The sequence below is a fragment of the Sphingobacteriaceae bacterium genome (assembly GCA_002319075.1).
GTDB lineage: Bacteria > Bacteroidota > Bacteroidia > B-17B0 > Aurantibacillaceae > Aurantibacillus.
Genome location: NVQB01000001.1, coordinates 4,713,624 through 4,729,151, shown reverse-complemented (window position 1 = coordinate 4,729,151; position 15,528 = coordinate 4,713,624). Strand labels below are relative to the sequence as shown.

Below are 15,528 nucleotides of genomic sequence, written 5' to 3'. Positions count from 1 at the left end.
AAGCCTAATATCTCTCACAAGGAATAACTTTTTTGGTCAGACGTGTACTTTTTGCGCGGTAAATAAAAGCCAACTCCAGGGCTCCTTTACTATTAACTGCTGTTTTTAATTCCGACAGCGTAATGTCGTAGCTAAACCCAACAGTATAATGACTATAGTTAAATCCCGCTGTTACAATTCCTGCATCGTAATTTCTTTTAAAACCATCGCGCCACATGAACCCCACAAATACAGAATTAGCGAAAAAGGCTGTACGCGATAAAACGTATTCCACATTTAAACCACTTACCCAATCGTTAGCCTTGGTAGTGTAGCCATATAAGCTGTGAAGTTTGAGAATCACTTTGGGAGTTACTGAATAGCTGATGGCCCCATTGAGAGCCTCTCTTACCGGAAGCTTATTATTTTTATTGTCTAAAAAACTTTCGCGTGGACGATTTAAATGAAAGGCGGCAAAGCCAATCTCGGGTTCAAACTTTCCAATCTTCCGGGAAGCTGCAAACCCAGCATTGAGATCGAAATAGGTGAAACGTTGACCAACATTAGGCTCTGTATTAGGAAGCGTGTTGTCGAATTCTCCTGTATTCCAGTTTAACTGATTCGGAAAAGAATGTTTGTAAAAATCAATAGTCTTAATAACAATACCCGGCTGCACACCTGCATGCAATTTAAAACCAGCCAGTTTTAAATGTATTGCCGCAGAAGGTAATATTTTGGTTACCGACAAATAACTCGCAGAGCGGTCGCTGATAAATAATAAGCCAGGACTAACATTTACATTGTTAGGATAAAGATTAAGATCTCCTCCAGCTGAATAAGTGTTATAAGCCTTGTCTAATTCTCTCCACTGACTACGGTAGTTTCCGAAGATGCGGTAATCGCCGTGGTAGTTGCCTGTGTTTGCAGGATTTAAAGACAAAGGGGAAAAATAATACTGACTGAAATGAATATCCTGCGCCGATGCTGTATTTATTAAAAACAGAACCATCAACAAACTATAAAAGCTAAATTTTTTCAAGACTACTTTATTAATTTAAAAGTTCCGGTTTTTAAAATGGGTTCACTGTCGATATAAGTATCTACAGAAGCCTGGTAAACATAAGTTTCAATGTTCTGCATTACACCTCTGTACACCCCATCCCAACCTGTTTTTAAATCGTTTGTTTCAAATACTAATTGTCCATACCTATTAAATATACGAAAATAATTTAGTTTTTTTATGCCCCAACCTGCTACATATATCACGTCGTTAATACCATCTCCGTTGGGCGTAAAGGCAGTAGGAACATCGATGCTCGACTTAGGTAAAATCTTAATACTGTATTTACTTGTTATAGCAGAGCAATGCAAAGTATCTTCAACAGAAACACTGTAAGTAATATCTACAGTTGACGTTGATAGTGGGCTATAACAATTTACACAATTGAGTGCACTCACAACGGGAGTCCATGTATAATTGTAATCACCAACATAGGCATTGATAGGTACAGGTTCTCCCACAACCACCGTTGTATCCCAGATAATAACCGGAGGCGGCTGCTGAATAGTAATAGTTGTTGATGTGGGCATGCTCACACATCCTTTTTCATCAGTAACACTTAAAGAATAAGTAGCATCGTACGAGGCTATGGCAGAAGACGAGAATGCAGAAGATGCGGTGGTAAATGCAGGAGCACTAACCATGCCTGAAGCCGGCGACCAGGTGCCGCTGACCACTCCGGGCACACTGTTGGCGTAAATTAAAAATGGAAGATTCGGACAATTCGCTCCACCTGAAATTGTAGCCGTAGGCAAAGGAAAAATCGTCATGTTTTTTATGGCAGAAACTTTACAATTATTTTCTCCGGTAGCGGTGAGTGTTAACTGGTAAGAACCCGCATTTGTAAAAGTGTAAGCAGGATCTTTTAATGTTGAATTAAAACCATCTGAAAACTTCCAGGCATAATTTAAGAAGGATGAATTAGACACAGAAGCATTTGTAAAAAGATCGGGCACATTCACACAGTGCATAGAGTCTACCATTAAGAGCTCGTTGTTACGTTTAAAATCCGGATCAATGTTCACAATTCTTACAAGCGTATCTGTACCCTCCTTACAGGCGCCACCATTTGACCAATAGATTAACGACACACTCGCAATTCCAGCTGTAGTAGAGGTGTAATTTGTGTAAGCATGGGTTGTATAATTAGTTGCAGATCCACCCGCAAAAACAGTTCCGCTTGGCGTAGCATCTCCATAATCCCAAATCCACGAACCAACATTATTTGCATTTGCAATTGTAAGCTTAATAGAATCACCCACACAAACAAGTGTTTTGCTAAGCGCTATCTCTGCACTCACAGCAGTGATGGTAAAATTTTTAGTGACAGAGCCTCTGCAATAAGCAGGTGCTCCGGTGCCAACCGTTAGAGTAACTGCTACGACACTTGAGGTTGGTGTTGTATAAAAAGCAGTCACCACATCCCCATTATTTGTAAGAATACCAGAACCTAAATTCCAGGTGGGAGTGCCAGGCGCAGGGAGACTTACATTTGTAAAAGTTACCAGTTTGCCAGAACAAAAATTATAGCCTCCTGTAGAACCTGCGCCATTAAACAGAAACTCGGCAGTGGGCGTTACAACGGCATTAATGGTAAGGCTGCCGGAATTTAAACAACCTGCCGCATTCTTCACTTGCATTGTTACAAAATAGCTTCCAGCATTTGCGTAAGTATAAGATGTGCTGGCAGCACTTGTTATTAGGGTTGAACCCGGACTAACGCCATAATTTAAAGTATAACTGGAATTCGCGTTTTGAGAAGTAAAGTTTACGGTTCCAGGTGATGTTCCTACAAGGCAAAGATTCTGTGGCGAAGCTAAAAAACCAACCGGAGGAAGTATTACTTGCAGATTAGTACTTACCGTTTTGCTGCAACCTACAGAATTTAAGGCCGTTAAACTTACAGTGTAATTTGTGAAAGGAACAATGGCAGAGTTATAAGAATGTGTAATAGGTGCCTGGGAGGTAGTAGTAAATGATTGGCCATCTCCAAAATTCCAGCTGTAGTTTGTAACCGGATCGGTAAGTTGCGAAGTTGTATTAGTAAGTTGAATAGTGCTTGTAGACAAACAAACCGTGTTTGAATTCATTGAAAAAACCGGCGTCACGCTACTTACCCGAATGGTTTTTATCACGGTATCACTGCAGCTGTTTACATCTTTTACCCATAAAGTTATAGTATGAATACCCGTGCTTGTGAATACCTTACTAAAAAAAGGAGAATCATCTTCAACAGGAGGAAGATTATCAACATACCAAACATACCCTCTCCGGCAGGAAACAAGAACATCAGCAGACGCACTTGCATTAAAGGAAGCATTTGACGAAATACAACTTACAGAAGAACTTGAGAAACTTGCGGAAACATCCCTTACCTGCACCACTGTTGTAAATGTACTGTTACCACATCCGCTGGTAGCATTACTGCCTTCGATCTTTACTGTATAATCGCCACTGGCCGAATAGGTATGCGCGGGAAAAGAATTGACAACAACGCCATTTGGATTACCTGTAAAGGTCGTAGAACTATTATCTCCAAAATTCAGCGTAGCATTACTAACTCCTTCTAATGTAGAAACAAAACCAACATTTAAACGGTTAGTGCAATTGGTTTCAAATCTGGTTTCAACGATGGGACCCTTTACCTGTATGGTTTGCGGAGACAGCGAACTACCTTTGCAACTGTGCAGGTAACCTGACAAAGAAATGGTATGCGTTCCGATATGTGTAAATTTCCACGAAGGTTGTGCATCATTCACGCAGCCTGAGAAAAAACCATCATCACTTTCCACATGCCAGTGTTGTATAGCCGTAGAGTTTGTAGTGAGGTTGGTTATTTGTACAGCCTGATTCGGACATACAACTGCAGGAGCAAATGAAAAATTTATAGTAGGAGTGTTCACAACAATTACCGTGTCAATGAAAGAGATGTCAGTACAGCCATTAGCTGTTTGAATAATCAAAAAAGGCGTATAAGTTCCGGCTGCACTGTAGGTAAAAGACTGTGCAGGAATTTTATTTGGAGGGGCAACCGCTCCTGAGACAATAACAGGGGGTGTTTCCCCGCTATTCCAGGTGTAACTGGTAATAGGGTTTGGACTAGGTGTATTTGCTGTAAATATAAAACTGCTATCTCTAAAATTAACGGTTAGCGGACTGCAGCCTTCTTTTTTATCTTTATTAAACCAGGCTGTAGGCCTTTCTATAACAGTATAAACATGGCTGGCAGTACCTATGCAACCCGCCGCCGAGTTCACTACCAGGTTAACTGTAGAAACATAAGCACTGTAAAAAATGGTATAAGGATTTATGCTCCCCTGGGTGAATGTGAGCGTTGGATTTGCCAGTGTGTTAGTAAGTGAACTACCCGTGGGATATTTGCTGTAAGTCCACGAATACTGCGTAGCGTTGGCTGAAGACTGGTTCGTAAAAGTTAAAGCTGCTATGGAACTACAGGACACACTCGAAGGACCTGTAAACGCGGCTGTTACCTGATCTACAATTACCGTTTGTATAATCGGGGTAGCTATGCAAGGAGCACTTCCCGCCGACACGGTGATGGTATAAATTCCTGAAGCTGTATAACCAGGAATAGAGATGACCGTAACAGATGAATTGGAAGCCGGAAAAATAGAATTTCCGTTACCAAGATTCCAGGAAGTGAATGGTTGGTTGGTTGTTACTGTAGCCGCTGAAGGTGCGTTCAGGCAAAGGGTACCGGGTATAACAACACTTAATGTAGCAGGACTAACGGTCACATAAGTCAATGCCACTGCAGTGCAACCGCCTGCGCTTACTGTTAGAGTTACCGGGTAAGATTGCGATTGAGAAGTGAAGGTAATACTGGAACTGGTCATCTGTGTGGATGTTTGACCATTGCCAAAATCCCAATTGTAGCTAAGATTGGATCCCACTGAATTACTGGCGCTGAACGCCGCAGCAAAAGTCGAAGAGCAGCCTGTTAGTAAAGCAGGATTAGAATTAATTATTGCAATAGGCGGATTTATAACGGTAATGGGCCCGTAGGTATATTGTGCATCACAGCCATTTGCATCCGTTACAATGAGCGCAATGCTATATGCGCCGGGAGACGTATAAGTATAGGCATGGGTACCTCCGGTGGAGGAAACTAACTGGTTACCGTCTCCATAAACCCATTGCCAGTTTTGCAGTGGAGAAGAAAAAGTACTTACATCGGTAAGTGTCACTGTTTTTGGCGCGCAGGAATTTGCAGGCTCACTAACACTAAAACTGGCTGTAGGCTTCGCGTGTACAGCAACAGGAACCGTAAAAGTGACGTTACTGCCATTTACTATTCCGCTAAACACAGCGTTAAAAGTACTGGCGGTGGTTACGTTAAAGTTACCAGAGGGAATGTTGAAAGTTCCATAGGCTCCGAAATTCCAGGTGACGCTGGAAGCGCCTGCCGGTGAGCTATAGGAAACACTGGAAGGAGCGCATAAATTAATGGGTCCGCTTGTTGAACTTATTTGTGCAAGAAGAGTGTTGCTAAGTACCAGACAAAATAATATAAACCAAATGGAACTTTTTTGTTTGGGCATCTAAGAAAAATTCTAAATTTGAAAGTCAAATATAATTAAAAAATTCATTTACATCAGATCTACCCAAATTTTGAAAAACAAACTCTTCCTCTTTTTTATACTTTATTTTTTTAAAGGATATTCTCAAACCGCTCCATCAGCGGGCAACTCAGGTTGCGCAGCTGTTCTTCCGGCAAATTATATGCAGGTAAGATATAATGCTGCTAACACCCAAAACCTTGTCAATACACTAAACCATGACATTTGTGTAAATAAAAAACTCTCCATTGTATTTTACATCATTGCCGACAGCAGCGGAAACAATGGTGTAACTCAGACCAATCTCAATGATATCATCAACCGTTTGAACAGAACTTTCAAACGCATTTGTGTTTCGTTTATGAATTGCAGTACTGTTATAATTCCGGTGCATCCTTATAACCGCTGGTCTAAAGACACAATAGAAGCTGTAGTTACCAAAAACTGGTACACAGAGAATACCATTAACTTTTATATTCCTCAGACAATTTTAGGAGAAGCAGCTGGCTATGCTTACTATCCGGGTGGTAAAGATGTGATAGTTGTGGAGAAAGCTTCCATGGCTGATACTTCCGGAGTTGTAGCGATTCATGAAATGGGACATTTTTTAGGATTACCACATACCTTTTCTGAAATAAGTTCAACGTCTACATCAACGCCAAGCCAGGAACTCGTTAACCGAACTAACTGCACTACCAAAGGAGATGGCTTTTGTGATACCGAGGCCGATGGTTATCCTCAAAACTCAGGAGGCGGCCCTCCATGTGATAATTCACCGGGAGCAAAGGACGCAAATAACGACTACTATATCTCTCCTGTAGATAATTACATGAGTTATTTTAACTGCCGCTGCCGTTTCTCTCAGGAACAATATAATTTTATGGCAACCATTGTTTTAACGCAGCGACATTACCTGCATTGAGTTTAGCGAAGTAATTTAAAGGTTCCTGTTTTAGAGAGTGTGGGCTGTTTGTCCGAAAAAGTTTCAGCCGATACCTGGTAAACATAAGTTTCCATATTTTGCGGAACACCCTGAAAAACCCCGTCCCAACCTATATTCAGATCATTACTTTCAAAAATAAGCTGACCCCAGCGGTTAAAAATTTTAAAGTAATTTAGTTTACGAAGGCCCCAACCATTTGGATAAATGATGTCGTTAATGCCATCCCCGTTAGGCGTAAAAGCGGTGGGCACATCAAGACTAACTTTTATTTCCACATTAATTCTATAAGTATTTTTCACAACCGAACAATTCAATTCATCTTCCACGGCTACGCTGTAAACAATACTTGCAGTAGTGCTTGAAACCGGGTTATAAATGTTACAGACATCACAATTTAGGTAGGAAGTCAAAGGTGTCCATGTATAAGTGTAGCCAGCGCCCACAAAAGCATTCAATGGCACAATCTGGCCAATAATTACGGTTGTATCCCAAATGATTTGAGGAGCTGCTTTTTGAACATTTACATAATAATTATTCGATACATTGCTACACTTATTCTCGTCAGTTACGGTTAAATAAATATTTCCGCTGAGTGTTAAAGTTCCTATGCTGGTAAAAGTATTGGCTGCATTAAATTTTAAAGTGTCACTCATCACAGGATTCATAGTTCCTGTAAGTAAGCCTGAAATTCCCGGTGTTCCCTGGCCTTCAATAAGAAACTGTGCATTCGGACAAACATTTGGCCTGGCACTTATTGTGGCGGAAGGCAATGGAAATAGAGTCATCTGTTTTGTGGAGATCGCTTTACACCCGTAATCTATGTCGCGCGTAGTTAGTGTGACTGTGTATACTCCGGCATTTGTATAAGTGTGCGTATACGCAGCCTGCGGACCACTACCGGTAGTTTGATCGCCAAAATTCCAATCGTAATTTAAATTCAGTTCAGGAAAATTGGTAGCTGTGCTGGTGAAGGTGTCGCCGATTTTTAAACAATGAGCATAGATGTCCGCCAGGTTTTTAAAATCAGATTCCACCTTAATTATCCGAATGGGGACCTCAACTGATTGAGGGCAGCCATTTTTTCCATCATTAGTGGCATTGTAAGACAAGGTCACCACTGCATTTCCGTTTACTCCGGATGTTGGAAATGTGGTGTAAGCATAACTCTCTAAAGTTGGTGTAAAGGCCGTGTTGTAACGAATGGGTTGTTGTACAAAATCGCCAAAGAACCATTGCCAGTGCGCCACATCACGTTCAATTTGTATACTGACATTTAATTTTTCTCCGAGGCAAATGAGTGTTGGGCTAACGTTAGCATACGCTAGAGGATCATAAATATAAACATTCACGGTTGTTGTACTCGGACAGAACGAAAGACTCGTCATAGATACGATTAAACTCACCGTGGTAACCGGCGCAAAATAAGTATTTCCAAGAGTATCTGCATTCTGACTGCTGATAATACTCCCAACATGCCAGCTAAAATTCGTGATAGGAGTAACATGAATATTGGAATTACTTTTTAAGATAACATTTGAGCCTTTGCAATAACCAATTCTACCATCCGGAAAAGCTATACTCGCGGTAGGCTGACCAAGAGCCGTAATGGTTAAAGATTCACTTGCCTTACACCCGGCATTGTCAGTAACGGTAAGGGTTGGAATATAAATACCGGGCGGCGAAAAACTTTTTATAACGCCATTGTAAGTGTTCGTGTTGCTCCACGTAGATGCCGGTCCACCATAATTAACACTATAAGACGCATAGCCGGATGTTGCTGAAAAAGAAACCAGTCCGGCCGAACCCTTTGGTACGCATGGAAAGGAGGTACTCGGAAAAAAGTTAGGGATAGGATTATTTATTTGAATAGCATGAATCGTCGTGTCAATACAGCCCGCATCGTTCGACGCGATACACATTACTGCAAAGGTTTGGCTTGGAGGTGGTGTATTGTAATATTTATGTTTGGGAATAAAATAAGGATTGTTACCACTCGTATCAGCGGTATTATCGCCAAAGTTCCAGGTATAGCTGGTAATGGTATCGGGAGGGATCTGCGCGTTTTGTGTCGTATTTATCACAGTAACTTCACCGGCAGATAAACATGCCGGATTTTGCGCGAAGGTAAATACAGGTACAGCACTGCTTATTCGAAATGGTATTCTTTGTTCGTCGATGCAGCCATTAATATCTTTTACACGCAAACCAATGGTGTAAGTGCCTGCATAGCGAAAAGTATCACGCGAGATGGGGTCAACAACCATAAAATAAATCGGCGGCGGCATTATTACCGAGGAGAAATTTTCCCTCGGATGTGGAGGTGATGAAATAAAATTCATGTGCGCAGGAGCCAGGGTATAAGTGGGCGCTTCATAAAACCAGGTGTAATGACTCTCGCAGCTTAGATCGTGATCGGTTGAATATTTTCCGGTAAAATCATAGGGATCCCTCACACATGCCATAGCTGCTGGTAGGGCGGGAATGGGATTGCCATTATAAAGGATGTTGGCTTTTGCACTTCTTATTTTGGCGATCTGCTGAAACACATAAGGTGCGCACCCATTATTGCCGGAGCTGGTGAGCGTAACCGTGTAATTTCCACTTATAGCGTAAATATGACTAATACCGGTGGTGTAGCTTACAGAACCGGATGGATTACCAGATAAGGTTGTACTATTGCCGTCTCCAAAATTGAGTGTCGCAGAGGCAGCTTCCTGAAGGCGAACATTAAAATTTACCTCACGTTTGTTGCCACTGCAATCCGTGATCATCCTGAATTTTCCAACCGGCCCCTTTACGAGTACAGTCTGTGCTAAAGCCGTTTCACCCTTGCAGCCGGCCGTATATCCTGTTACGGTGACTGAGTGGGTTCCCGGATGTGTCATTGCAAAAGAGGGATTTGAGGAGGTGACGCATCCGGAGAAAAAAGAGGTATCTGTAGTAACATGCCAGTGATCTACCAAAGTAGAGCTCGGTGTGCTGCTCAACGACATCGTAAAGGGTTGTCCGGCACAAACAGACGCAGGAAAAGTAGCGCTTAAAACAGGCGGAGCTGCTACTACGATGGAGTCCAGAAATGAAATATCCGAACATCCTCCGGCAGTCGCAATTATTAAATAAGGGTGATAGGTACCAGGGATAGAATACGTGACACTGATGGTTGGAATTCCACTACCAAAAGGGGGTGGACTAGAGATGGTACCTGTTGTGTAGGTAGGTGGCGCTGTGCCACTGCACCAGGTGTAACTTGTAATTGGAAAGTTGGTGTGCGAGGTGCTCACATCCGTAAATGTGACGACCAAAGGCACGCAGCCCTGCATTGTATCTTTCTTGAAAAACGCGGTGGGTCTTATTAGGATAGAGCCATCCAGTAAAAATTTAGATTTGCAACCAAAAGGCGATTCCGCAATAAGCGTAATCATGGGCTGGAAAGGTTGGTAAATGGTGTAAGGATTTGGATGATTCTGAGTAAAAGTGAATGAAGGACTTGCCGATCCTACAATGATCGAGCTTGAAGGAGTTCCATGATTATAGTTAATCGGCGCATTGTCGGCATTCCAGGTATAGGTAAGAATGCTACTGGTATTTAAAGTAGTTTGATTTACGAAGTTAGCTATAAGCGGATTATGGCAGGTAACTGTGGGGTTTACCCATGAAAAACTTGCAGTAATCGATTCGACGAATACAGCCTGTGTGTAAGTCAGTGCAGGGCAACCCGCAGGTTGAACGCTAACTACCAGAGTATTTAATCCTGCTATAAACGGAGGTATGTTCGAAAGAAATACGGTGTCCTCTACAAATACACCATTAAATACCGGAAGAGCCGTTGACCCCGGAATTCCCAAGACACTAACGGTAGCGATAGACTGATTTGTTGTGATGGTGCCTGGTATAGCAGCATTAATACATACAGTACCAGGAAAATTAGCTGTTAAACTAGGGCTTACAACAGACACGTACTCTGTTTTGGTACCACTGCATTGGTTGTTATCTGTACCCGTTAGCGTTATTGTATGAATGCCGGCGCCAAAAGTAATAGCTCCTGATGACACACCAGCGGCATTAGAGGGATTACCTGCGTTAAATGACCAGGCATAAGTAAGTGCACCGCCCAAAGGTGATCCCGTAGCGCTGCCATTAGCATCGAAGTTACTTGTAAAGGGAGGAGCACAGGCATTAAAACCATTGGAAGAATTTAGAGTTAAGACAGGCGGAGACGAAACATTGACGGTAGTAACATTAAGTGCTGTAGCAGTGCAACCACTTACAGCGTCAATCACTGTTAATATGGGCACAAAACTATTAGCTGTAAGGTAAGTATGCGTAACACTCGCTCCTGACCCGAGAGCACTCAAATCTCCAAAAGCCCATACATAAATACTTCCGGGGCTTCCCCCCGACCCATTAAAGCTCACCGCCACAGGAGCACAATGATTTTGAGCAATGTTTGCGACATAACTTGCACTCGGTTTCGCCTTTACCAAAATTTGCGCGGTATAGTTAACAGGCGCGTTATTTACAAGAGCGGTATAGGTTATATTGTAAGTTCCGGGAGTTGAAAAAATGGGATTTGGAGTACTCAAAGTAGCCGAACCCATTGCTGATCCAAATGTCCAATAAATATTGGTAGCTCCTGCGGGGCCTGACAGTAATACCGAGTAGGGCGCGCAACCTGTAAAAGACGGTGTTGCCGTAATCTGTCCCAAACCTGATTTAAAACATAAAAGCAAACATAGAAAAAGAAAGGAGACTGATCTTTGCTTGTACATCTTGGGAAAAATTATTAATTTGGGCTTATCAATTATAAATATAATAATTATTTAACCTTAACCCAAAGGCCTTGAAAAAAATTTCCCTGATAGTTTTGTTTACTTTTTTACTATCCAGTTTCTTTGGCCAGGTAAAACAGAATGCTCCAAAACAAGCTACAAAAGAAGCTCCTAAAACTTCCCAGAAAAAATACCAGCCGGCAAATACACAAGCCGCTCTCGTAAATAAGCTTCTGCATGATACCTGTCTGGATAAAAAATTCTCTGTTGTGTTCTACCTGATACAGGATACGACCTTTAACCTGCTGAATACTACAAATACTCCCATTATCCAGGCAAAGCTCAATTCGGTAATTACTATTTTAAATAATGCTTTTAGCAATATCTGTGTGTCGTTCGAATACTGTAAGCTTGTAGTTATACCGGACTATAATTACGACAAATGGAAGCCCTTCGGAAATGGCCAGGTCGCCATGAATAATTATTATATGGAAAATACTTTGGGAATCTATCTTCCAAACGAGCTTGTGCCAGCACTTCCCGACGTGCCGGAAAACAATTACGCTTACACGTCCACACCAGCTACCCCTACTACGCCACCCGCAATTAATGGTATAGTTGTTCAGTACATCGATGTGGCGAAACCAAATGCACTCGGGTTTAAGGGTGAGGGTTTGCTCCATGCCATGGGCCATTTTTTTGGTCTTCCGCATACTTACGCTGAGATCAATCCAGGTACCGCAGCTGCCGTTACTCCACAGCCACCTACAAATGTCAGTACTCCGATCGGTACGCGCGAATTTGTTAACCGTATTAATATGCAAAATTGCGAGGAACATGGTGATGGTTTTTGCGATACGGAAGCCGACCCCTACCCATCAGTTGCTACCACTCAAACTTTTGTCTCTGCAACCTGGAATTGCTCCAATACCAAAGGATTAAAAGACGGCCATGGCGATTTTTATCTGCCACCCTGCGACAACCTGATGTCGCACTACGGACTGCGCTGCAGATTTACACAGCAGCAATACAATTACATGGCTTATTTTATTCTCAAAAACAGGATGTACCTGCACTAAATTTTTGCTTATTTATCTCTCAATTAAGTCTGTGAAAAATAAAAAACAACTTAAATTGCCGATCATTCTTTATCTTTGCCGACACAAAAATTAGTTTTTCTATGTCACATCTTGTTGCTCCTTCGGTATTATCTGCAAACTTTGCTAATCTTCAAGCGGATATTGAATTGATAAATAGCAGCGATGCTGATTGGTTTCACGTGGATGTTATGGATGGGGTTTTTGTACCCAATATTTCCTTTGGCTTCCCTGTTATTAAAGCATTACAGAAGTTCGCTAAAAAGCCACTTGATGTGCATTTGATGATCGTGGATCCTGACAAATTCACACAGGCCTTTAAAGATGCCGGCGCTGAGACTTTAACCGTGCATTACGAAGCTTGCACGCACTTACACCGTACAATTCAAAACATTCAACATCTGGGCATGAAAGCCGGTGTGGCTCTCAATCCTCACACCCCTGTTCATGTACTCGAAGATATCATTCAAGACATTGACCTGGTTTGCATGATGAGTGTGAATCCTGGTTTTGGCGGACAAAAATTTATTGAGAACACTTACAATAAAGTGATTCGCCTGAAACAAATGATTACTCAAAAAAATTCAAAGGCTCTTATAGAAATTGACGGTGGGGTTGACCTGGTTAATTACAAAAATTTAATAGATTGCGGTGCCGATGTTTTGGTTGCCGGTAATACGGTCTTTAATTCTCCAAAACCTCTCGAAACTATCACGCAGTTAAAGCACAAATAAAGCGTTAAAATCTCATTTTGAAGATTTTAATACTCACAATGTAGATTTTTTTTCACAGGTTTTTCCCCAACACAGGCTACAGCCCTTTATTTACGTTATGGTATGGTTATTGACATTATTTAGATGTCTATTTACTCAGCAAAAAAAGGGCGATAGAATTTACAATTAAAATAAAAATAAACTGCGTTGTGTGAGCATTTGTTTTTTATGTAAATTCTATCCCCTTTTCCTTTTTAGATAATCGCTCAAAATTTTCTTTACAAAAATTCTTTGGACCAGGCGCAAAAGCTGTGGGGAAGAAAATAAAGTTTGATTGTAATGCAGGTGCTAAGCCTATAAATAATTTCTGCGCCTTTAACCGAAAGCAGTGTTAACCTGTATGTGTTTCTGGCCCGGGCTTAAAGACAGGTGTGGCGGCAGAACTTTGTGAAGAGGATAAAAAGGCGATAGCTTTTTGGTTCGTCTTCGTTTAATAGCAGCTGTCTTGCATTCCTTCACTTTCTCATGAGTTTTTTTAACCAACCCTTTTATAAGCAGAAGATCATACAAGCAAAGATTTTCGCTTATTTTGAATTCCTTTAAAAGTGACAGGGCTTCGCTTGTCTGCATCCCTTTCATTGGGTCGCGCTTTCCACGAAGGGAGACCTTATCGTTATCGGCGAGCAGGCGCATCAACTTCATAAGGCGGTGGTAAAGGGTTTTATCTTTATAACCAGTGTGTCTTATTACCAGGCGGCGCAGAGCAGCAGCAGCGCGGGCACAGGCTGTGAATTCCTCGCTGTTCTCTCTTGATCGGACAAATGCCGGTGAGGTTTTGAATTGTTTGCGGCCCGGCCCTCCCTTGGCCCTGGCCAGCCAGCCAAAGACACTGTGGTAAAAAGAAATACCATATACAGTACCTGAGAGTTTTATATCACCGACCTGAAATGCCATATACAAAGATAGCTGGAAATTGGACGAAAAATTGGACGAATGAGTAAGAGTGCCTTGACCTCTGAGGGAAGGTGTATGAGAAGCTGAGTGAATGGATGTGTTTCGTACTAAAAGACGGGATATGTACGGGGTAAGTAGGGAGTATTGTGCAAGGAACCAGGGAGCTGGTATAAAGCGGGTGAATTTTAAACCACTCCTTTTGAGCCTGATCCAGGAATTTTTTGGGCGCCTCCCTATGAAGCAGAAGGGCCTGGTTTATCTCCCTCTGGCCTTTCGCTTCTGAGGGCCCTGCCCGCCGCTATATCCCGCTTTGGTCGGTGGCGAAATACTGCTCTTTGAATCGCATTACCACATGGCATCATCTTTTCAGTATACCAGAAAAAACTTTTATGAAATTACTTGTTCAGACTTTAATCACCATTTTTATTCTTACCGCTTGTATGAGCGCCTGCAAACCAGAAACCGCTACAGACGACCCTGTTGGTACCGGGCAGGGAAAAGTCAAAGACATGGGGCTTTCTCAGGATAGCGCCGCTGCGACAAAAACAGTGACCTACACAACCGACGGAAAATAATTTTCACACGAGACTATGGGTGAGCTCTCGGTCAGATGGAGCAGCATTACTATCCAATGGATTTAAAGCCAATTGGCGTGTGCGCCGTCAGATCGAGCGTAGTCCATGACCAGCGCATTTAAGCACAGTTTGACTGTCAGATCGAGCGTAGTCCATTACCAGCGCATTTAAGCACAGTTTGACTGTCAGATCGAGCGTAGTCCATGACCGCGCATTTAAGCACAGTTTGACTGTCAGATCGAGCGTAGTCCATGACCGCGCATTTAAGCACAGTTTGACTGTCAGATCGAGCGTAGTCCATGACCGCGCATTTAAGCACAGTTTGACTGTCAGATCGACCGTAGTCCATGACCGCGCATTTAAGCACGATTTGACTGTCAGATCGAGCGTAGTCCATGACCAGCGCATTTAAGCACAGTTTGACTGTCAGATCGACCGTAGTCCATGACCGCGCATTTAAGCACAGTTTGACTGTCAGATCGACCGTAGTCCATTACCAGCGCATTTAAGCACAGTTTGACTGTCAGATCGAGCGTAGTCCATTACCAGCGCATTTAAGCACAGTTTGACTGTCAGATCGAGCGTAGTCCATGACCGCGCATTTAAGCACGGTTTGACTGTCAGATCGAGCGTAGTCCATTACCAGCGCATTTAAGCACAGTTGACTGTCAGATCGAGCGTAGTCCATGACCGCGCATTTAAGCACAGTTTGACTGTCAGATCGAGCGTAGTCCATGACCGCGCATTTAAGCACGGTTTGACTGTCAGATCGAGCGTAGTCCATGACCAGCGCATTTAAGCACGGTTTGACTGTCAGGCGGAGGGTCAAAATGTCGAAGTCGCTTGTACAAAGATATG

8 protein-coding genes are annotated in these 15,528 nt (G+C 42.4%); 4 read left to right on the top strand and 4 right to left on the bottom strand.

Annotation, left to right across the window (positions count from 1 at the left end):
• Positions 1 to 4: 4 nt before the first annotated feature.
• Entirely contained in the window at positions 5 to 988 is a 984-nt protein-coding gene (locus CNR22_20450; GenBank protein PBQ34049.1) for a hypothetical protein, read from the bottom strand.
• Between the two features lie 32 nt (positions 989 to 1,020).
• On the bottom strand, positions 1,021 to 5,601 hold the full coding sequence (locus CNR22_20445; protein ID PBQ34048.1) for a hypothetical protein: 4,581 nt from the start codon (positions 5,599 to 5,601) through the stop codon (positions 1,021 to 1,023).
• 70 nt (positions 5,602 to 5,671) lie between these two features.
• On the opposite strand from CNR22_20445, the gene CNR22_20440 reads away from it, so the two are divergent.
• The gene (locus CNR22_20440) at positions 5,672 to 6,541 is read left to right on the top strand and encodes a hypothetical protein (GenBank protein PBQ34047.1); all 870 of its coding nucleotides are present in this window, start codon (positions 5,672 to 5,674) and stop codon (positions 6,539 to 6,541) included.
• A gap of 2 nt (positions 6,542 to 6,543) precedes the next feature.
• On the opposite strand, the gene CNR22_20435 is transcribed toward CNR22_20440, so the two are convergent.
• Positions 6,544 to 11,331: a hypothetical protein gene (locus tag CNR22_20435; GenBank protein ID PBQ34046.1), complete on the bottom strand. Its 4,788-nt coding sequence runs from the start codon at positions 11,329 to 11,331 to the stop codon at positions 6,544 to 6,546.
• A gap of 71 nt (positions 11,332 to 11,402) precedes the next feature.
• Between CNR22_20435 and CNR22_20430 the strand changes: the two genes are divergently transcribed.
• Both CNR22_20430 and CNR22_20425 read left to right on the top strand, forming a co-directional pair.
• The gene (locus CNR22_20430; protein ID PBQ34045.1) at positions 11,403 to 12,410 is read left to right on the top strand and encodes a hypothetical protein; all 1,008 of its coding nucleotides are present in this window, start codon (positions 11,403 to 11,405) and stop codon (positions 12,408 to 12,410) included.
• A 101-nt stretch (positions 12,411 to 12,511) separates the two neighbouring features.
• Positions 12,512 to 13,162 carry a ribulose-phosphate 3-epimerase gene (locus tag CNR22_20425; GenBank protein PBQ34044.1) on the top strand — a complete coding sequence of 217 codons (651 nt, stop codon included), beginning with the start codon at positions 12,512 to 12,514 and terminating at the stop codon, positions 13,160 to 13,162.
• A 354-nt stretch (positions 13,163 to 13,516) separates the two neighbouring features.
• Here CNR22_20425 and CNR22_20420 read toward each other — a convergent pair whose 3' ends face one another.
• Positions 13,517 to 14,095, bottom strand: coding sequence for a hypothetical protein (locus CNR22_20420; GenBank protein PBQ34043.1), 579 nt, complete (start codon positions 14,093 to 14,095; stop codon positions 13,517 to 13,519).
• Between the two features lie 389 nt (positions 14,096 to 14,484).
• On the opposite strand from CNR22_20420, the gene CNR22_20415 reads away from it, so the two are divergent.
• Positions 14,485 to 14,670: a hypothetical protein gene (locus CNR22_20415; protein PBQ34042.1), complete on the top strand. Its 186-nt coding sequence runs from the start codon at positions 14,485 to 14,487 to the stop codon at positions 14,668 to 14,670.
• Positions 14,671 to 15,528: the final 858 nt, after the last annotated feature.